This window comes from Sandarakinorhabdus sp. DWP1-3-1, from assembly GCF_049896705.1.
In the GTDB taxonomy this organism is placed as follows: Bacteria; Pseudomonadota; Alphaproteobacteria; order Sphingomonadales; family Sphingomonadaceae; genus Sandarakinorhabdus.
Map to the genome: position 1 here is coordinate 989180 of NZ_JAFCUV010000001.1, position 19367 is coordinate 1008546.

A 19367-nucleotide genomic window follows, 5' to 3' on the forward strand; every position below is an offset into this window, starting at 1 on the left:
GGACCTGTTCAGGGGAACGCTATGCCCGATGCCGCCGCGCGCGCAAAGCATCCATCGCGGCGGATGTGTCAGGAAATCGGGTCAGGAAAGCCCGGCGGCATCCGCGGCGTCGCTGGCGGCATCGCTGGTGATGCCCCGATCGTCGTCGCTATCGTCGTCGAGCACCAGCCGGGGCACCTTGCCGGTGTTCTTCAGCGCGGCGCCGCGCCCCGACAGTGACGGGTTGGTCATGAAATAGCGGTGCAGGTTGAACGCCGGGTCGAGCCCGCGCAGGCGCCGGTAGCTGCCGTCGCTGCGGAGCTGCCAGGTCTGCTCGGTATCCTTCAGATTGGCGACCATGACCTGGTCGAGCACCTGCGCGTGGACCGTCGGGTTCTCGATCGGCACCATCACCTCGACCCGGCGGTCGAGATTGCGCGGCATCCAGTCGGCACTGGAAATGAACAGCTTTGCCTGCGGACCGGGCAGCTCGGCGCCATTACCGAAGGCAAAGATGCGGCTGTGTTCGAGGAACCGGCCGACCACCGAACGGACATGGATGTTCTCGGACAGGCCGGGCACGCCGGGCCTGAGGCAGCAGATGCCGCGAATGATCAGCTCGATCTGCACGCCAGCGCTGCTCGCCTCGTACAATTTGTCGATGATGCCGGTGTCGACGAGGCTGTTGAGCTTGACCCAAATTTCCGCCGGACGGCCGGCGCGGGCATGGGCGATCTCGGCATCGATCAGGTCGTAGATGCGGTCGCGCATGATCAGCGGCGCCATGCCGATCTTTTCGAGCCGGGTCGGCTGGACATAGCCGGTGATGTAGTTGAGCACTTGCGCAGCGTCGCGTGCCAGCACCGGATCGGCGGTGAAGAACGACAGGTCGGTGTAGATGCGCGCCGTCACCGGATGATAGTTGCCGGTGCCGAAATGCACATAGGTGCGGATGTTCTTGCCTTCACGGCGCACCACCATCGACAGCTTGGCGTGGGTTTTCCATTCGACGAAGCCATAGACGACCTGGACCCCGGCGCGTTCGAGTGCCGCTGCCCAGACGAGATTCTGTTCCTCGTCGAAGCGCGCCTTCAGTTCGACCACCGCGGTCACCGACTTGCCGGCCTCCGCGGCGTCGATGAGGGTGCGGACGATCGGGCTGTTCTTGCCGGCGCGGTACAGCGTTTGCTTGATGGCGATGACATCGGGGTCGGCGGCGGCCTGTTTCAGGAAGGCGAGGACGACCTCGAAGCTCTCGTACGGGTGGTGGACGACAAGGTCCTTGGCGCGGATGGCGGCAAAACAGTCGCCGCCATGCTCGCGGATGCGTTCCGGAAAGCGCGGGGAATAGGGTTCGAACTTCAGGTCGGGCCGGTCTTCGTCCACCAGCAGCGCCAGGTCGGCGACGCCGAGCACGCCGGTGACGACGGTGGTGTCGCGGGCGCCGACGCCGAGCGCCGCCTGTACCAGGCTGTTGAGGCCGGGCGGGGTCGACGCCTCGATCTTCAGGCGGATGACCTCGCCGCGGCGGCGGCGCTTGAGCGCGGTCTGGTAGAAGCGGACGAGATCCTCGGCCTCCTCCTCGACTTCGATATCGCTGTCGCGGATGACGCGGAAGGCGCCGTCGCCGATCAGGTCGTAGCCCGGGAACAGCTGGTCGAAAAAGGCGCGAATCGTGTTTTCAAGGCTGATGAAGCGAATCACCGTCCCCGGCAGGCGGATGAAGCGCGGCAGCATCGCCGGCAGCATCAGCAATGCACGCAGCAGCTCGTCATCGGACTGGCGGCGCAGCTCGAGAATCAGCGAGAACCCCTTGTTGGGGATGAACGGGAACGGGTGCGCCGGGTCGATCGCCTGTGGGGTGAGCACCGGGAAGACCTGGTCGAGGAAATGCCGCTGCAGCCAGTCGCGCTCCGGCCCGGTCAGGCGTTCGGCGGTGATGACATGGAAATCGGCGCGGCCGAGTTCGCGGACGAGATCGCCCCAGACTTTTTGCTGTGCCTCCATCAGCCGGTCGGCATGGGCGGCGATGGCGGCGAGCTGCTGCGCCGGGGTCATCCCCTCGGCGCTGAGGGTTTCGATACCGGCGCGCACCTGGCCACGCAGGCCGGCGACGCGGACCATGTAGAATTCATCGAGGTTGTTGCCCGAGATCGACAGGAAGCGCAGCCGTTCGAGCAGCGGATGCGCCGGGTTGGTGGCTTCCTCGAGCACGCGGTCATTGAACGCCAGCCACGAGATTTCGCGGTTGAAATAGCGTTCGGCATCGGGAATTGCCGCGACGGGCGGGGATTTCGGAACGCTGGCCATGGCGGCACCTTAGCGGATGGCGGATGACAGGTCGATGACTGGCGGGGCTTTGGATGTGTAAGCGAGGTTAGAACGCCAGTCGCAACTGCCCTTCCAGCAGCTCGCGTGCCAGCGGCACGGTGATGTCGCGGCGTTCGGCCAGCGCCAGCGCATCGAGCCGCGCCACGGCATCGGCGACGGCGGCGAAGCTGCGTTCGATGCGGCTGCACAGATAGGTGACGACCTCGGGCATGACGCGCAGACCACGATCGGCGAGCTGCTTTTCGATGACAGCGACCATCAGCGCATCGTCGGGGTCGTCGAGCCGCACCAGCGGCGTGGCGGCCAACCGCGAGGCCAGATCGGGAAGGCTGTGCGCCCAGAATTTCGGCGTCCGCCGTGCGGTCAGCAGCAGCGGCGTGGCGGCGGTCGCGGCGTTCCAGGCGTGGAACAGCGGTTCGCCGTCGGTGATCAGGTCGGCATCGTCGATGATGCGGCCGTGGTGACCGGCGGCGAAGAGTGCCGCGAGGTGCGATTTTCCCGACTGCGCCGGGCCGACCAGCAGCGTCCGCGGCCCCGGCCAGCGCGCCGGATCGGCGAGCCATTCGACAGCGGCGCGGTTGCTGTCGGAAACATGGAACACCCCCGCCCCCAGGCGCGGCACATAGGCGAGCGGCAGCGGCGGCTGCTCGGCTTCGGGCGGCAGGGCGTCGCTCATGCGCCGAAATTGGGCAGCAGGTCGACGGGGCGCTTGTCGGGTGGCGGCGGAGTTTCAGGCCGGCTGCGACGCGGCGGCTCGGCAGTCGGCGGGATTGGCGCCTGGACGGGTACCTGCCCCGGCGCCTGTCCCGGCGGCTGCGTCGGCGCCGGCGCGGGTACCTGCCCCGACGGCGCCGTGGGAACCGGCAGCGCCACCACCGGTGGCGGCACCGGCGCATCGCCGTCGCGGCGGCGGCGCAGCACCGTCTCGCCATTTTCGGCCGCCAGTCGCAGCCCGCGCTGGTCGAGCGCATAGGCCAGCGCATCACGGGCGCCGGCATAGCCAATCAGCACGCGCGAGGTGCCGCCCAGCGACAGGCTGGTGATGGTGACGCCGGTAATGCCCGGCACGCTGCGCAGTTGCGTTTCGAGCGCGGTCGCGGCGGCGGCATCGGGTGTCGGCATTGCTGCATCGATGCTGATCGTCGCGGCACCGGCGGCATCGTCCTGGGTACTTTCGAGCACCAGTCCGATCGCCGGTGCATCGGCGATGATCGGGGTCAGGTCCGCGGTCAGGTCGGATTCGCTGCGCAGCCGGCCATCGCGGAGGGCAATGGCAAAGATCTCGTCGATCTGGCGGACGCCATTGTCGAGCATCGCGTCGAGACCATCGTCGTCGGCGATCGCCAGTTCGAAGCGGCCGAGCTGGGTCGCATCGGGGCCATGGCGGGCGATGAACAATGCCCGGATCGGCCCGCCCGGATAGGCCCGCGTCAGCCGCGCCTCGGCGCTGAGCACGTCGACAGCATCGAAGCGGTTGAGGATGGCGCGCCAGGTCGGCCGGTCGGGCCGCGACACCTGCCAGCCGGTGAGGACGACATTGTCGCCAGCAGAACCCGAGGCGACAACATAGTCGATCGGCGTGACATTCTCGCGATAACGCTGCCAGGCGGCGCGCCACGGCGTCCGCGCCTGATACAGCGTACGCGCGCCGCCGTCGCTGTAGACCGGCAGCAGCAGCATCGGCGGCGATTGCAACCGGTCGCCAAAGCCGCCGAAATAATCGCTGGCGCGCGATCGATCGAAGACGACGCCGAGCCGGGCGATATAGCGCGTCATCGAAAAGCGTTCCCCCTGGCTTTCGATGCCCGACACCATGTTGTCGAGCTGGCCGTCCGACAGCCGCGGTGCCGCCGCCGGGGCGCCGCCGGTCAGCCGGGCCCAGAGCAGCGGCCAGGCCTTGCGCTGGGCGATGCGATAGGCGGCCATGCGCGCCGCCTCGGGGTTGGCAGCCGACACGTCGACCTCGATGCCGCCGACCGCATAGGCGCTGCCACCGCCGGCGTCCTGGGCCAGCGCGGGCGCAGCGATAGCGGCGAGGACCAGCAGCAGCAGGCGGAAAAGCACTTTCACGTTGGCCGTTCTAGCGGCGTCGGGCGGAATGCCAAGCGGCAAGCTTGGCCGGCGGGCGCGAGGCCGCTAAGGACGGTCCATGTCGAACCACAAACCGCTGACTTATGCCGATGCCGGCGTTTCGATTGCCGCCGGCAACGCACTGGTGCGGATGATCGCACCGCTGGCCCGCGCCACCGCCCGGCCGGGCGCCGATGCCGAACTGGGTGGTTTCGGCGGCTTTTTCGATCCGCGCGCCGCGGGGTACAAGGATCCGTTGCTGGTTGCCGCCAACGATGGCGTGGGCACCAAGCTGAAGCTGGCCATCGACACCGGGCGCCACGACACGGTCGGCGTCGACCTGGTTGCCATGTGCGTCAACGACCTGATCGTCCAGGGCGCTGAACCGCTGTTTTTTCTCGATTATTTCGCCAGCGGCAAGCTGGAGCTGGAAACCGCGACGGCAGTGGTGGCAGGCATTGCCGAGGGCTGCCGCATGGCCGGTTGCGCGCTGATCGGCGGCGAGACGGCGGAAATGCCGGGCATGTATGCGCCGGGGGACTATGACCTCGCCGGCTTTTCGGTCGGCGCCGTCGAGCGTGGACAGCAGTTGACCGGTGACAGCGTGGCGCCAGGCGACGTGCTGGTCGGCATCGCCTCGTCGGGTGCACATTCGAACGGCTTTTCGCTGATCCGCCGCATCATCGAACTGCGCCTGCACGATCTTGCCGCCCCCGCCCCGTTCGCGCCCGCGATGTCGCTCGGCGAAGCGCTGCTGGTGCCGACGCGCATCTATGTCCGTTCGCTGCTGCCGCTGGTCCGCGCCGGCACGGTCAAGGCGATGGCGCACATCACCGGCGGCGGGTTCCTGGAGAATATCCCGCGCGTGCTGCCCAAGGGCGCCCGCGCCATCGTCGACGCCCCCGCCCTGCCGCCCTTGTTCGACTGGCTGCGCAGCGAAGGCGACATCGCGCCGGGTGAGCTGGCGCGGACGTTCAACTGCGGCACCGGCATGGTGATGGTCGTGGCCCCAGGCGACGCCCAGGCCGCTATCGCCGCGCTGGCCGCGGCCGGGGAGAGCGCCGCCGTCATCGGCCGCATCGAGGCCGGCGCCAAGGGCTGCGACGTCACCGGCGCTGCCGGCAACTGGGGTTCGGCGCGTGCCTGGACGGCGAGCCATGATGCCTAAATCCCGCGTCGGCGTCCTTATTTCGGGGCGCGGGTCGAACATGGCGGCGCTGCTCTATGCGTCGCGCGCCGAGGACTGCCCCTATGAGGTGGTGCTGGTCGCCGCCAATGATCCGGATGCGCCGGGGCTGGCGCTCGCCGCGGCGGAGGGCGTGCCGACCTTTGCCCGCGCCCACCAGGGGCTGAAGCGTGCCGAGTTCGATGCCATCATCGATGCGGAGCTTACCCGCGCCGGCTGCGATCATGTCGCGCTGGCCGGCTACATGCGGCTGCTGTCGCCAGAATTCGTCGCGAAATGGCAGGGCCGGATGGTCAATATCCACCCGTCGCTGCTGCCGGCGCACAAGGGCCTGCATGTCCACGAGGCGGTGCTGGCCGCCGGCGAGACGGTCAGCGGCTGTTCGGTGCACCTGGTGACGCCGGAGCTCGACGACGGCCCGGTGCTCGGCCAAACGCGCGTCGTGGTGCTGCCTGGCGACACGCCCGACACGCTGGCGGCGCGCATCCTCATCGCCGAACATCAGCTGTATCCGCGTGTGCTGGCGGCGCTGGTGCAGAGCAGGACGTCCCCCGATGCCCTGCTGGCGCGGGTCCGCCAGCTGGCGCTGGCGTTGCCCGAAGCGGAGGAAAAACTGTCGCACGGCTCCCTCGGCTTTTTCGTCCGCGGCGGCAAGTTCTTTGCCTATTTCAGCTATGACCACCATCACGATGGGGTGACCGGCCTGCTGGTCAAGGCCAGCGGCGTCGAGGAACAGGCGCAGCTGATCGAGAACGACCCCGGGCTCTACTATCGGCCGGCCTATCTTGGCCCCTCGGGCTGGATCGGCATCCGCCTCGATACCGGCGATAACGACTGGCAGCATATCGAGGACTGGCTGACACGCAGCTGGCGGGCGAGCGCGCCGAAGCGGATGGCGATGCTGCCGTTCTAGGCGGGAAAGACGCCGACGGCGGCATCGGCCCAGACGGAGAGGAACGCCACGGCGACCGCGACGCCCAGGATAGCGCGCACGCGGCCGGCGCGGGTGACGCGCACCAGCAGTTCTAGCGCCGTACCGGCGACGAGCAGCATGGTGCCGAACATCGCGAAGTCGGCAATGTCCCAGCGCATTTCGGCAGTGAACTGCATGGCGGCGAGCGGCGCCGCCAACAGCAGGGCCGCGCCGCCCCAGCCGATGACGCGCCATGGCGGAGTGGCTTGCGGTTGGTGCTGAGGGGGTGTCGGCAAGGTCGCCTCCTTATCGGGAGAGGCTATGACCTACACTGGTGCGTGCTGCCGGTCATTAGCACAAAGCCCGTGCTGGCGTCGGACGGGTTCGGTGGGCTTGCCGCCGACCGCACCGCCGGCCGGTCGTGCGCCTGTCGGCGCGTAGCGTCGCCGCTACGCGCACGCGGCGCTACAACGCTACGCGACTTAACCGACGATTTCGGTCTGGGCGAAAAAGTAGCCGATCTCGATCGCGGCATTGTCGTCGCTGTCCGAGCCATGCACCGTATTGGCTTCGATCGATTCGGCGAGTTCCTTGCGGATGGTGCCGGCGTCGGCGTTGGCCGGGTTGGTGGCGCCCATGATGGCACGATAGGCGGGAACGGCGTCTTCGCCTTCGAGGACCTGGACGACGACCGGGCCGGAAATCATGAAGGCAACGAGTTCACCGAAGAAACCGCGCTCGCGGTGGACGGCGTAGAAACCTTCGGCCTGGGCCTGGGTCAGGTGCAGGCGCTTCTGCGCGACGATGCGCAGGCCGGCGGCCTCGATCATGGCGTTGACGGCGCCGGTCAGGTTGCGACGGGTGGCGTCGGGCTTGATGATCGAAAAGGTGCGCGTGATGGCCACGGGGAAAACTCCGGATATCTGATATTGGGGTTGTGAAAGCGCCGTCCCCCTAGCCGCAGTGCCGCATATTGGCAAGTTACACCCCGTCAGGCGGCCTTTTCGAAGCGGCCGCCCTCGCCTTCGCGCCAGTAGACCGGGCGCACGCCGTCGCCCTTCGCCAGCACGCGCCAGCGCGCCCGCGCCGTTTCCAGATTGTCGGCGTCGAACAGGAACATGGCCCGGGTCAGCCCGGCGAGGTCGTCGGGCAGGTCGCCACCGACCTGGGCGAGGCAGTCGGCGGCATTTCCGGCAGGCAATGGTGCCCCGGTCAGCAGCACCGGCTGGCTGGCGACGCGGTCGGGCCCGACGTCGCTGTCGATGCCGTGCGGCAGGAAGCTGTCGGGTGCATGGCTCCACAGCGCCGTGTCGATGCGCGCCAGCAGCGCCGGATCCTCGGCGCGGACGACGATGCGATGGCCGGCGGCGAGCGCCTTGGTGATGAGCTGCGGCAGCACCGCCTCGGCGCGGCGCTCGGCAAGCTGGTAGAAGCCGATGTCGATCATCGCGTGTCACCCCGGCGCAGGCCGGGGCGCATGGCCCACCGGCTGTCGGCGCGGGCGGACCCGGGTGACCGAGATTGCGGTTTATGGGCCCCGGCCTGCGCCGGGGTGACAGTCGGGGTCACCCCTCGTGATTCTCGGCGATGAAGCGGTCGAGCAGGCGCACGCCGAAGCCCGTCGCGCCCTTGTCGTACAGGTTGCCGGCCTTGGCCGCCCACACCATCCCGGCGATGTCGAGGTGCGCCCATTTCACGCCTGGCTTGACGAAGCGCTTGATGAACTGCGCCGCCGTGATCGAGCCGCCCTCGCGGGGGCCGACGTTCTTGATGTCGGCGATCGGGCTGTCGATCAGCTTGTCATAGGCATCGCCGAGCGGCATCCGCCACAGATGCTCGCCGCTGGTCTTGCCGGCCTTTTCGAGCTGGGCGGCGAGGCCATCGTCGTTGACGAACATGCCGCCATATTCATGGCCCAGGCTGATGATGATGGCACCGGTCAGCGTCGCCAGGTCGATGACGACTTCCGGCTCATATTGCTCTTGCGCCCACCAGATCGCGTCGCACAGCACCAGGCGCCCTTCGGCGTCGGTGTTGATGACCTCGATGGTCTGGCCGTTCATGCTGGTGACGACATCGCCCGGCCGCTGGGCATTGCCGTCGGGCATGTTCTCGACGAGGCCGACGACGCCGACGACATGGGATTTCGACTTGCGGGCGGCCAGCGCGTGCATGGCCCCGACGACGGCGCCGGCGCCGCCCATGTCCCATTTCATGTCCTCCATGCCCGCCGGCGGCTTCAGCGAGATGCCGCCGGTGTCGAAGGTGACGCCCTTGCCGACGAACACCACCGGCTTGGCATCGGCATTGCCCGTGCCGTTCCAGCGCATCGCCATCAGCCGCGCCGGACGCACCGAACCCTGGGACACGCCGAGCAGCGCGCCCATGCCCAGCGCCTTCATCTCGGGCTCGCCGAGCACCGTCAGCTCGATGCCGAGATCGCGCAGGTCCTGCGCCTCGGCGACGAAGCTTTCGGGGTAGATGATATTGGCAGGCTCGGCCACCAGCGCCCGCGTCCGCATGACGCCGGCCGCGATGGCGGCGAGCTGGGCGTGATAGCTTTCGGCGCCGGGAACCCCGATGACATCGAAGTTGGTCAGCGTCGGCTTCTGCTTGGGCTTCATCGTGGTGTGGTACTTGTCGAACCGCCAGTTGCGCAGCTCGGCACCATGGGCCAGATGCGCCGCGGCGCCCTCCGCCGGCAGCGAGCCCGCAAAACCCGTCAGGTCGACGGTGACCCTTGTTTCACCGCTGGTCTGCAGCCGCGCCACGATGGCGCCGCCGAGTTTTTCGAACATGGCGGCATCGGCCGACTGGCCGGGACCACTGCCGGCGACGATCAGCCTTGTGGCGTTGACTCCGGTCGGTGCGAGGATCTCGACAAGGGCAGCAGCCTCGCCGTCGAATCGTGCCGCGGCGATGGCGCGGGCAACCTGGCCGTCGCTGGCCGTATCGGCAGCGGCGGCACCGCTGCTCATTGCGCCGCCGGGGCCGACAAGAACGACGAGCGCGTGCGGCGCGGGATCGGCGGCGGGCGGAAAGGCAATGATCATCGATGGTCCTCGGCTTCGGTCTCGGCCATCGTCTAGACTTCCGGAACCGCTCACGCAAACCGCTGCGACGGTTATGGACGGGGCGCGACGACGCGGCTAAGCCACCGTCGTGCGTCCCGGCTGTCTCCAGTATCGCTTGCCCTCCCGTCCCCTGTTGCTGGCGACGGCAATGCTATGGGCCGCGGCCATGCCAGCGGCAGCGCAGGAGACGCCGGCACCGGCGCTGGGCGAGCAACCACCCCCGGCCACCGAGCCGACCATGGTGCCCCGTGACGGCGGCGACATCGTCGCACCCGGCGACGTCATCGATTTTGCCGCCGACGAGATGACCTATGACGACCGCGGCGAGGTGGTCACCGCGATCGGCAAGGTCGAGCTGGCACGCGACGCCTGGCGGCTGACCGCCGACCGTATCGAATACAACCAGGGGTCGGGCGTCGTCATCGCCACCGGCAAGGTCGTCAGCACCGATCCCGAAGGCAACCAGGCCTTTGGCGACCGTGTCGAGTTGACCGAATCGCTGAAGGACGGCGCCATCGACAATGTCCTGCTCGTCCTCAACGACGGCGGCCGTGTCGCCGCCGACAATGGCCAGCGCAGCGGCAATGTCTATGCGCTGACCCGCGCCGTCTACAGCCCCTGCGCCGTCGTCGACAACATGGGCTGTCCGCATGACCCGGTGTGGCAGGTAAAGGCCAAGAAGCTCAGCTATAATCGCGACCGGCACCGGCTGTCGTATCGCGACGCCAGCCTCGAAATGTTCGGCGTGCCGGTATTCTTCCTGCCGAGCTTTTCGCATCCGGATGGCGAGGCCAAGCAGGTCAGCGGCGTGCTGCTGCCGCAGATCGAGATCGTCCGGCAGCTGGGGGTGGGCATCGGCGTGCCCTATCATTTCGCCACGGCACCCGATCGCGACTACACCATCACGCCGAAATTCTACACCGCTGCCAATCCGGCGCTGGCGGTGCAGGCGCGGCGGCTGCTGCGCGATGGCCCGATCCAGATCGACGCCAATGCCACCTATGCGCAGCTGATCGATTTCGCTGCCGATGGCGTGACGCCGATCAACCGCGGCGACCGCCTGCGCGGCTATTTCGCGTTGAAGGGGCAATTGCAGCACACGCCCGAATGGCGATCGACCTTTTCGGTCCGGCTGACCACCGACGACACGTTCAACCGCCTGTACAACCAGGATTATGACGACACGCTGCGGACGACCTACACGCTGGAGCGGCAGACCGCAAACAGCTTCCTGTCGTTCACCGGCTGGGCGTTCCAGGGCCTGCGCGCCAGCGACCGCGGCGGCGAGATCCCGATCGTGCTGCCGCTGGTCGATTACGACTGGCGCCCCGATGCGACGCCGCTGGGCGGCCGGCTGCGCGTCGCCGCGAACAGCATGAACCTCTATCGCAGCGACGGGCAGAGCGTGCAGCGCGCCCTCGCCTATGGCCGCTGGGATCGCAGCCTGCTGACGGGGTTCGGCCAGCGCGTCACCGCCACCGCCATGCTGCGCGGCGACCTGTACAATGTCAGCGACGCCGACAAGGCGACCCTGCCCGAATATGCCGGGCGCAACGGCATTCGCGGCCGCGTCATTCCGCTCGCCGCGCTCGACGTGGAGTGGCCGTTCGCCGGCCCGGCGCTGGGCGGCATCCAGACCATCACGCCGCGCCTGCAACTGGTGTCGGCACCCAACGGCCGCAACGACGGCCTGCCCAACGAAGACAGCCGCGCCATCGAGCTTGAAGACGTCAGCCTTTTCGATCTCAACCGCTTCCCGGGCTATGATCGCTTCGAAGGCGGCACGAGGGTGACCTGGGGCGTCGAATATCGGCTCGATAGGCCCGGCTGGCAGCTGAAGAGCGAGATCGGCCAGTCGGTGCGCCTGGCCGGCAACGGCAATGAATTTCCGCAAGGCACCGGCCTGTCGGACACGGTCAGCGATTTCGTCGGGCGCAGCAACTTGAAGTTCGGCAGCCTGTTCGAGATCACCCACCGCTTCCGCGTCGACCGCAACAGCTTTGCCGTGCGCCGCAACGAGATCGACGTTCAGGTCGGCAGCCGCAGCACCTATGCGACGATCGGCTACCTGAAACTCAACCGCAACATCGCGCTGGAGGATCTGGAAGACCGTGCCGAGCTGCGCTTCGGCGGCCGCGTCGGTTTCGCGCGCTTCTGGTCGGCCTATGGCTCGGCGATCATCGACCTCACCACCCGGGCCGAAAACCCGGCGGCGATCGGCAACGGCTTCAAGGCGATCCGCCACCGCGCCGGCATCGAATATGAGGATGAATGTTTCCGGCTGGGTGTCAGCTGGCGGCGCGACTATGTCGGCGATCGCGACTTCCGTGCCGGCAACTCGTTCAACCTGACCCTCGCCTTCAAGACGCTAAGCCGCTAGAAGGCACCGTCTGGTAAGGCCGGATTAAGGATCGATGGTCTAACTGCGCTTTGCCGTTGGGCGATGGTTGCGCTATTCAACCGCATCATTGGCCGCGCCACGCGGTTGCGGGTCATCGAAAAGGCCCGGTTCGGAGACAGGAATGCGTTCACCCCGTTCGATTTTCGGCCTGTTGCTCGGCTCTGCCGTGCTGGCGGCGACGCCCGCGGCGCTGGCCCAGAATGTTGGCCCCGCGAGCTTTGATGCGGGATCGCTGCCCGAAATGCGGGTTGTCGGCGATATAGATCCGACGCTGCGCAAGGCCCAGGCCATCGTCAACGGCGATGTCATCACCGATACCGATATCGACCAGCGCCTCAACCTCGTCGTCGCCGCCAACGGCGGCAAGGTCCCGCCCGAAGAAATCCCGCGGCTGCGCCTGCAGGTGCTGCGCAACCTGATCGACGAGAAGCTGCAGGTGCAGGAAGCCGCAAGCAACGACATCAGGATCAGCGAAGAGGAGGTCAACCGATCGTACGATCGCGTTGCCCAGAATTTCAAGAAGTCCGCCAGCGGCTTCGAACAGTTCCTGCGCGATGCCGGCTCATCGCCCGCGTCCATCAAGGCCCAGATCCGCGGCGAGCTTGCCTGGAACCGCGTGCTGCGCCGCAAGGTCGAACCGCTGGTCAACGTCGGCGACGATGAAGTCCAGTCGGTGATTTCCAAGCTGAACGCCGCCAAGGGCAAGGACGAGTATCGCGTCAGCGAGATTTTCCTGACAGCGACTCCCGAAACCCAGGCGCAGGTGTTGAACGACGCCGCGCGCATCGTCGGCCAGGTTCGCGGCGGCGCCTCGTTTGTCGCCTATGCCCGCCAGTTTTCCGAAGGCTCGACCGCCGGCGTCGGTGGCGATCTCGGCTGGGTGCGTGCCGAACAGCTGAACGACGCGGTGGCGCCGGTGGTGTCCACCCTGCAACCCGGCGGCGGCCCGACCAGCGTCAGCGACCCGATTCCCGTGCCCGGCGGCGTCGCCATCATGGCGCTGGTCGAAAAACGCCAGGTGCTCGCCGCCGATCCCGCCGACGCCGTGCTCAGCCTGAAGCAGATTTCCCTGCCGCTGCCCGCCGGCATCACCCAGGCGCAGGCGGAAGCGAAGGTGAAGGAATTCCAGGCCGCGACCCAGGCGATGGGCGGCTGCGGCCGGGTCGAGGAAATTTCCAAGGGCCTCGGCGCCGAAGTGGCGCTCAACGACGCCATTCGCATGAAGGACCTGCCGCCGGCGCTGCAGCAGATCATCGGCGGCCTGTCGATCGGCCAGGCCACGCCGGCCTTTGGTTCAGCCCGGGAGGGTCTGCGCGTCCTTGTGCTGTGCGGCCGCGACGACAGCACGACGCAGGTGAAGGCGCCGAACTTCGACGAAATCTATGCCCAAATGAACGAGGAGCGCGTCAACATGCGGGCCCGCCGCTATCTGCGCGATCTCCGCCGCGACGCGATCGTCGATTACCGTTGATGCCGGCGGAGCCGGGCGCGTTGATGCCGGCGGAGCCGGGGGCGCAGATGCAGGCAAGGCCGGCGCCGCTGGCGGTTTCGATGGGCGATCCGGCCGGCATTGGGCCTGAGATCGTCGCCGCGGCCTGGGCGGCGCGTGTCGCCGAAAACTTGCCGCCGTTCTTTGCAATCGGTGATCGCCGCGCGCTGAAGGCGGTGTGGGACGGCCCGATCACCACCCTGCCGACGCCCGATGCCGCCGCCGCGGCATTCGACGGCGCGCTGCCGCTGGTCCAGGTCGACGACCCCGGCTATGTCAAGCCCGGCGAGCCCAATCTCGCCGGCGCCCGCTGTGCCCTCGACAGCCTGGAAATCGCCGTCGGCCTGGCGCGCAACGGCTTTGCCGGCGGCATCGTCACGGGGCCGGTGTCCAAGGCACAGCTCTACGCCATCGGTTTCAACTATCCGGGCCAGACCGAGTTCGTCGCCGAACGCTGCGGCATCGCTGCCACCAACGCCGTGATGATGCTCGCCGGGCCGACGCTGCGCACGGTGCCGATCACCGTCCACGCGCCACTGTCTGAAGTACCGCGGCTGCTCAGCATCGAGCTGATCCTTGCCAAGGCGCGGGTGACGGCGCGGGCGCTGATCCGCGACTATGGCATCGCGCAGCCGCGGCTGGCCTTTGCCGGGCTGAACCCGCACGCCGGCGAAAGCGGCACGCTGGGGCGGGAAGAGCTCGACATCATTCGGCCGGCACTGGAGATCCTCGCTGCGGAGGGTATCGACGTGCACGGGCCGATCGCCGCCGATTCGATGTTTCATGCCGCGGCGCGCCGCCATTACGACGCCGCGCTGTGCATGTACCACGACCAGGCGCTGATCCCATTGAAGACGCTGCATTTCGATGATGGGGTCAACGTCACGCTGGGCCTGCCGATCGTGCGGACCTCGCCCGACCACGGCACGGCGTTCGGCATCGCCGGCAAGGGGCTGGCCAGTCCGCAGGCGATGATCGCGGCGATCCGCATGGCCGGCGAATGCGCCGCCCGGCGGCTGGTGAGTTGAGCCCGGTTCCCGAAGCGCTGCTGCGCCTGCCGCCGCTGCGCGAGGTGATCGCGCGACATGGCCTCAACGCGAAAAAATCGCTCGGCCAGAATTTCCTGTTCGACGGCAATCTGCTCGATCGCATCGCGCGCGTGCCTGGGGCGCTCGAGGGCAAGACCGTCTATGAGGTCGGTCCGGGCCCCGGCGGCCTGACCCGGGCGCTGTTGCGCGCCGGTGCGACGGTGGTGGCGGTCGAGCGCGACGCCCGCGCCCTGCCCGCGCTTTCCGAGCTCGCCGAAGCCGCGGCGGGCCGGCTGACGATCATCGAAGGCGACGCGATGGACGTCGACCCGCTGGCGCTGGTCGGCGGCGGCGCGCACATCGTTGCCAATTTGCCGTACAATATCGGCACGGCGCTGCTCACCGGCTGGCTGGGCGGCGAAGCCTGGCCGCCGTGGTGGGCGAGCCTGACATTGATGTTCCAGAAGGAGGTCGCACAGCGGCTGGTCGCCGAGCCGGGCAGCGGCGCCTATGGCCGGCTGTCGGTGCTGGCGCAGTGGCGGACCACCGCCAAAATCGCCTTCACCCTGCCCCCGCGGGCATTTGTACCCGCACCCAAGGTCGATTCGGCTGTCGTGCATCTGGTGCCGCGCGAGCCGATGTCGGACACCGGCGCGGCCCGGCTGGCGCAATTGACGGCGGCCGCCTTTGGCCAGCGCCGCAAGATGCTGCGCGCCAGCCTGAAGACCATGCCCGGCGCACTGGAGGCGATGGTGGCCGAAGGCATCAGCCCGGAGGCGCGGGCGGAAACGGTGCCGGTGGCAGCGTTTGCGCGGGCAGCCGCACGGCTGTAGAGGCACCACATGAACGATAGCGCCATTCGCTTCGGCCGAATCGCCGCCGGCATCGGCGTTGCCGACATGGAAAGAGCCGTCGCCTTCTATACCGACGTCCTGGGGTTCGCCCCGGTGTTCCGAAACGGTGACCCGGTGATTTTCGCGATCATGGAGCGCGACGCCGCCGAACTCCATCTGCTGCTGGCGCCGGGCTACCGCGGCCCGGCCTTCAACGTCGCCCATCTTTTCGTCGACGATGTCGATGCGCTGCATGCCCGTTGCGTGGCGCACGACGTGCCGATCGTGAAGGCCATCGCCGACAAGGATTACGGCATGCGGGCGTTCGTGATCGAGGACCCGGACGGCAATCGCATCGACATCGGGCAGCCATGATGACCGCGTTCTGGCTCACCGCCGCCATCGCCGCGGCGCCGCTGCCCAGCGCCTTCGATGCCGGCTGGAAGGGCGAGAAGGTCTGTACCCTGTTGTACGAGAACGCCAGCGTGCGTGCGGCGCGCTGCGTGTTCCCGCCGGGCATGGGGCATGAACGGCATTTCCACACGCCGCACTGGGGCTATATCGTCGCCGGCGGCACGATGCGGATCACGACCGCGGCGGGCACCGTCGACCGCGTGCTGGCGTCGGGCAGCAACTGGTGGAGCGACGGCATCGCCTGGCACGAGGCGGTCAACATCGGCACGACCACCGCCGTCTATGTGATCGTGGAGCCGAAAGGCACGCCGTAGCGCGTCAGTTCTTGGCGACGGGCACCTTGGCCGCTTCGGCGCTCGCCGTCGTGGCGGTGTTGAGGGCGGTCTGCAGGCGCGCCGCCGGCGGGCAGTCGACCTTGCACAACGCCTTGATGCGGGCGAGGTTGACTTGGGCGCGCGCCGTGGCGCCGCGCAGGATATACGCCTTCCCCTGCCCTTCGAGCGCATTGAGGTCGGACGGGTTCAGCGCCAGGGCCTCGCGATAATATTTGACCGCCTTGCCGGGCAGGCCGAGCTTTTCATAGCCCTGGGCGATACCGGTGAACGCAGCGACGTTCTTGGGGTCACTGGCCAGCGCCGCCTCGTAAAAATCGATCGCCGCATTGGCATCACCGCGCGCCAGCGCCGCCTTGCCCTGGTCCGACATCCGGACCGACACAGGCTTCAGCACATCGTCGCCGGTCGGGACGGCGCCGACTGCGACCGCCGAAACCGTGCCGGCGATCAACAGGGCCAGGGGGACGAACCAACGCGCGTGCATCTGAACCTCTTCGTTGCAGCGGAGCCTTGTTAGCAGGTCCGCTGCAGCCTTGCGATGAAGAAACCGTCGCACCCCTGTTCCCCCGGTGACAATGTCAGCTGAGATACGTCGTCGGCTACGCCAGGGATGCCGAAGGATAGTGGCTGAAAGGCAGTCTTTTTGGCCGTGAAAGCCGCCACGCGCGCTTCGCCTTCGGCCGGCAGCAGCGAACAGACGACATAGGTCAAGCTGCCGCCGGGACGAACCAGCTCCGCCGCCAGCAGCAGCAGACGGTCCTGTTCAACGATCAGCTTTTCGAGGCGTTCGGGCGTCAGCCGCCAGCGCGCCTCCGGATTGCGGCGCCAAGTGCCGGTGCCCGAACACGGCGCATCCACCATGACGCGATCGGCAAGGCCCGCCAGATCGCCGAGCGCCTCCCATTCGCGGCGCGGGTTGAGCAGCTGGGTTTCGACGATCGTCACCCCGGCGCGGGCCAGCCGCTGCGGCATCGCGGACAGCCGGCCGCGATCGGTATCGGCGGCGATCAGCCGGCCGCGGTTGCCCATCGCCGCCGCCAGCGCCAGCGTCTTGCCGCCGGCCCCGGCGCACAGGTCGATGACTAGTTCCTCGGGCTCGGCACCGACGGCCAGCGCCGCCAGTTGCGAGCCTTCGTCCTGCACCTCGATCTTCCCCGCATGGAAGGCCGGCAGCGTTTCGACGTTGAGGCCGGTCGGCGCGCGCAGGCCATCGGGGGCGTGGCGCGTCGGGGCGCAATCGGGAAGCTCGATCAGCATCTCGTCGCGGTTGGCGGCGAGCGTGTTGACGCGCAGGTCGAGCGGGGCGCGATCGAGCAGTGCCGCGACGGCAGCCTCGGTGTCCTTGCCGAAACGGGTGCGCAGCATGTCGAGCTGCCAGCCGGGCGCCAGCGACGGCCGCGCCTCGGCCTCGCCGGGCACCAACGCCGCAGGACCGTGACCGGCGGCGTCCTTGTCGGTGTTGAACAGGTCGAGAAGTTCCGGCGCATTGGCCCGGGCATGGCCGATCAGCGCCGCACGGCCGCTGTCGGGGGGCGATCCGATGCTGCGGATGACATCGAACACCAGGTCACGGACGGCGCGGCGGTCCTTCGACCCGGCATAGCGGCGGGTGGTAAAATAGCGCTGGACGATGGTGTCGGCGGCTGCCCCGCCGGTGCGCGCGGCCGCGACCGCCTGGTCAAGACATTCGATGGCCGCCTGGACGCGTGCTGCAGGTGTCAATTCGTCGTCAACCCATCGATGGATAGTTGGGGGCTTCGCGCGTGATCGTCACGTCATGGACATGGCTTTCACGCAGGCCGGCATTGGTGATGCGGATGAATTCGGCGCGATGGCGGAATTCATCGAGCGTCGCCGACCCGGTATAGCCCATTGCCGCCTTCACGCCGCCGACCAGCTGGTGCAGCACGTCGCGCGCCGGGCCCTTGAACGGCACCTGGCCCTCGATTCCTTCGGGGACGAGCTTGAGCTGGTCCTTGATGTCCTGCTGGAAATAGCGATCTGCCGAGCCGCGCGCCATGGCGGCGACGCTGCCCATGCCGCGATAGCTCTTGTAGGTGCGGCCCTGCCACAGGAAGGTCTCGCCGGGCGCCTCCTCGGTGCCGGCGAGCAGGCTGCCGACCATGACGGCGGCGGCGCCGGCGGCCAGCGCCTTGGCGACATCGCCCGACGTGCGCAGGCCGCCATCGGCGATAACCGGGATGCCGAGCTTGGCCGCAGCTTCGGCGGTGTCGATGACAGCCGTCAGCTGCGGCACGCCGACGCCGGCGACGACGCGGGTGGTGCAGATCGAGCCCGGGCCGATGCCGACCTTGATGCCGTCGGCGCCGGCGCCGATCAGCGCGCGTGCCGCCTCGGCGGTGGCGACGTTGCCGGCGATGACCTGGGCGCCATTCGACGCTTTCTTGATGCGGTTGACCGCCTCGGCGACGCGGTCGCTATGGCCGTGGGCGGTATCGACGACGATGAGGTCGCATTCGGCGTCGAGCAGCGCCGCGGTCCGTTCGAAGCCCAGGTCGCCGACGGTGGTGGCGGCGGCGACGCGCAGGCGGCCGGCGGCATCCTTGGTGGCGTTGGGATAGGTGACGGCGCGCTCGATGTCCTTGACGGTGATGAGGCCGATGCAATGGCCGCCATCATCGACGACGAGCAGCTTTTCGATGCGATTGGTGTAGAGGACCCGGCGGGCGTCATTCTCCGATGTGCCGGGACGGACAGTGATCAGATTCTCGTGGGTCATCAGCTCCGAAATCGGCTGGTCGGCGTTTTCGGCAAAGCGCATGTCGCGATTGGTGACGATGCCGACCAGGCGACCGCTGTCATCGACGACAGGGAAACCCGAGATCTTGTGCTTGGCCATCAGAGCGCGGGCATCGCCCAGCGTCTGGCGCGGCGTCATCGTAACCGGATTGACGACCATGCCGCTTTCGAAGCGTTTGACCTGGCGGACCGCGTTGGCCTGTTCCTCGACGGTCAGGTTGCGGTGGAGGACCCCGATGCCGCCGGCCTGGGCCATGACGATCGCCATGTCGGCCTCGGTAACCGTATCCATCGCCGACGACAGGATCGGGATGTTGAGGGTGATGCCGCGGGTGACGCTGGTCGAGGTGTCGGCCATGCTGGGCAGGACGGCCGATGCGGCCGGGACGAGCAGGACATCATCGAATGTCAGGCCGAGGCGAATTTCCATGTGCGGGGCGACTCCGGGGGCGGTTGAGTCGCGTGTCCTTACGGCGAAGGGCCCACAAGCGCAACGCAGTTGCGCTTGAGAGGCCCGAGCCCGGCCGGCGGGGCGGCCGGAAACCCCGGCCGAA

Annotated in this window: 18 protein-coding genes; 8 read left to right on the forward strand and 10 right to left on the reverse strand. The window is 68.1% G+C overall.

Annotated elements, in window-relative coordinates; genetic code table 11:
- Positions 1 to 81: 81 nt before the first annotated feature.
- From ACP7AI_RS04655 to ACP7AI_RS04665, 3 genes are all read right to left on the reverse strand, one after another.
- Entirely contained in the window at positions 82 to 2289 is a 2208-nt protein-coding gene (locus tag ACP7AI_RS04655) for an RNA degradosome polyphosphate kinase (RefSeq protein WP_426164625.1), read from the reverse strand.
- A 67-nt stretch (positions 2290 to 2356) separates the two neighbouring features.
- Positions 2357 to 2986 (reverse strand): HdaA/DnaA family protein, encoded by a 630-nt coding sequence (locus ACP7AI_RS04660; RefSeq protein WP_426164627.1) that lies wholly within the window; start codon positions 2984 to 2986, stop codon positions 2357 to 2359.
- Complete coding sequence (locus tag ACP7AI_RS04665) at positions 2983 to 4380, reverse strand: heavy-metal-associated domain-containing protein (protein ID WP_426164629.1); 1398 nt, start codon at positions 4378 to 4380, stop codon at positions 2983 to 2985. Before ACP7AI_RS04665 ends, ACP7AI_RS04660 begins: the two co-directional genes overlap by 4 nt.
- Positions 4381 to 4459: 79 nt before the next feature.
- Between ACP7AI_RS04665 and purM the strand changes: the two genes are divergently transcribed.
- Both purM and purN read left to right on the forward strand, forming a co-directional pair.
- The gene (purM, locus tag ACP7AI_RS04670) at positions 4460 to 5548 is read left to right on the forward strand and encodes a phosphoribosylformylglycinamidine cyclo-ligase (protein ID WP_426164631.1); all 1089 of its coding nucleotides are present in this window, start codon (positions 4460 to 4462) and stop codon (positions 5546 to 5548) included.
- On the forward strand, positions 5541 to 6479 hold the full coding sequence (gene purN, locus ACP7AI_RS04675) for a phosphoribosylglycinamide formyltransferase (RefSeq protein ID WP_426164633.1): 939 nt from the start codon (positions 5541 to 5543) through the stop codon (positions 6477 to 6479). Before purM ends, purN begins: the two co-directional genes overlap by 8 nt.
- Here the strand turns inward: purN and ACP7AI_RS04680 are convergent.
- The 4 genes from ACP7AI_RS04680 to ACP7AI_RS04695 all read right to left on the reverse strand — a co-directional run bounded on the left by ACP7AI_RS04680 (position 6476) and on the right by ACP7AI_RS04695 (position 9532).
- Positions 6476 to 6775, reverse strand: coding sequence for a hypothetical protein (locus ACP7AI_RS04680; protein WP_426164634.1), 300 nt, complete (start codon positions 6773 to 6775; stop codon positions 6476 to 6478). The two genes, purN and ACP7AI_RS04680, sit on opposite strands and share 4 nt — an antisense overlap.
- 186 nt (positions 6776 to 6961) lie before the next feature.
- Positions 6962 to 7384: a nucleoside-diphosphate kinase gene (gene ndk / locus ACP7AI_RS04685; RefSeq protein ID WP_426164635.1), complete on the reverse strand. Its 423-nt coding sequence runs from the start codon at positions 7382 to 7384 to the stop codon at positions 6962 to 6964.
- An 86-nt stretch (positions 7385 to 7470) separates the two neighbouring features.
- Positions 7471 to 7926: a DNA polymerase III subunit chi gene (locus tag ACP7AI_RS04690; protein WP_426164637.1), complete on the reverse strand. Its 456-nt coding sequence runs from the start codon at positions 7924 to 7926 to the stop codon at positions 7471 to 7473.
- Between the two features lie 118 nt (positions 7927 to 8044).
- Positions 8045 to 9532, reverse strand: coding sequence for a leucyl aminopeptidase (locus tag ACP7AI_RS04695; protein WP_426164639.1), 1488 nt, complete (start codon positions 9530 to 9532; stop codon positions 8045 to 8047).
- A 187-nt stretch (positions 9533 to 9719) separates the two neighbouring features.
- Here ACP7AI_RS04695 and ACP7AI_RS04700 point away from each other — a divergent pair, with 187 nt between their 5' ends.
- From ACP7AI_RS04700 to ACP7AI_RS04725, 6 genes are all read left to right on the forward strand, one after another.
- Entirely contained in the window at positions 9720 to 11933 is a 2214-nt protein-coding gene (locus ACP7AI_RS04700) for an LPS-assembly protein LptD (protein WP_426164641.1), read from the forward strand.
- A gap of 142 nt (positions 11934 to 12075) precedes the next feature.
- Complete coding sequence (locus ACP7AI_RS04705) at positions 12076 to 13425, forward strand: peptidylprolyl isomerase (RefSeq protein ID WP_426164643.1); 1350 nt, start codon at positions 12076 to 12078, stop codon at positions 13423 to 13425.
- 47 nt (positions 13426 to 13472) lie between these two features.
- Entirely contained in the window at positions 13473 to 14471 is a 999-nt protein-coding gene (gene pdxA, locus ACP7AI_RS04710) for a 4-hydroxythreonine-4-phosphate dehydrogenase PdxA (protein WP_426166556.1), read from the forward strand.
- Positions 14444 to 15304 (forward strand): 16S rRNA (adenine(1518)-N(6)/adenine(1519)-N(6))-dimethyltransferase RsmA, encoded by an 861-nt coding sequence (rsmA, locus tag ACP7AI_RS04715; protein WP_426164645.1) that lies wholly within the window; start codon positions 14444 to 14446, stop codon positions 15302 to 15304. Before pdxA ends, rsmA begins: the two co-directional genes overlap by 28 nt.
- 9 nt (positions 15305 to 15313) lie before the next feature.
- On the forward strand, positions 15314 to 15679 hold the full coding sequence (locus ACP7AI_RS04720) for a glyoxalase superfamily protein (protein WP_426164647.1): 366 nt from the start codon (positions 15314 to 15316) through the stop codon (positions 15677 to 15679).
- Entirely contained in the window at positions 15676 to 16032 is a 357-nt protein-coding gene (locus ACP7AI_RS04725) for a cupin domain-containing protein (protein ID WP_426164649.1), read from the forward strand. The genes ACP7AI_RS04720 and ACP7AI_RS04725 overlap by 4 nt, the downstream gene beginning before the upstream one ends.
- 4 nt (positions 16033 to 16036) lie before the next feature.
- On the opposite strand, the gene ACP7AI_RS04730 is transcribed toward ACP7AI_RS04725, so the two are convergent.
- The 3 genes from ACP7AI_RS04730 to guaB are packed head-to-tail and all read right to left on the reverse strand — an operon-like array spanning position 16037 to position 19243.
- Positions 16037 to 16537, reverse strand: coding sequence for a tetratricopeptide repeat protein (locus ACP7AI_RS04730; protein WP_426164651.1), 501 nt, complete (start codon positions 16535 to 16537; stop codon positions 16037 to 16039).
- A 29-nt stretch (positions 16538 to 16566) separates the two neighbouring features.
- Complete coding sequence (locus ACP7AI_RS04735; RefSeq protein WP_426164653.1) at positions 16567 to 17775, reverse strand: RsmB/NOP family class I SAM-dependent RNA methyltransferase; 1209 nt, start codon at positions 17773 to 17775, stop codon at positions 16567 to 16569.
- Between the two features lie 7 nt (positions 17776 to 17782).
- Positions 17783 to 19243: an IMP dehydrogenase gene (guaB, locus tag ACP7AI_RS04740; protein ID WP_426164655.1), complete on the reverse strand. Its 1461-nt coding sequence runs from the start codon at positions 19241 to 19243 to the stop codon at positions 17783 to 17785.
- Positions 19244 to 19367 lie beyond the last annotated feature (124 nt).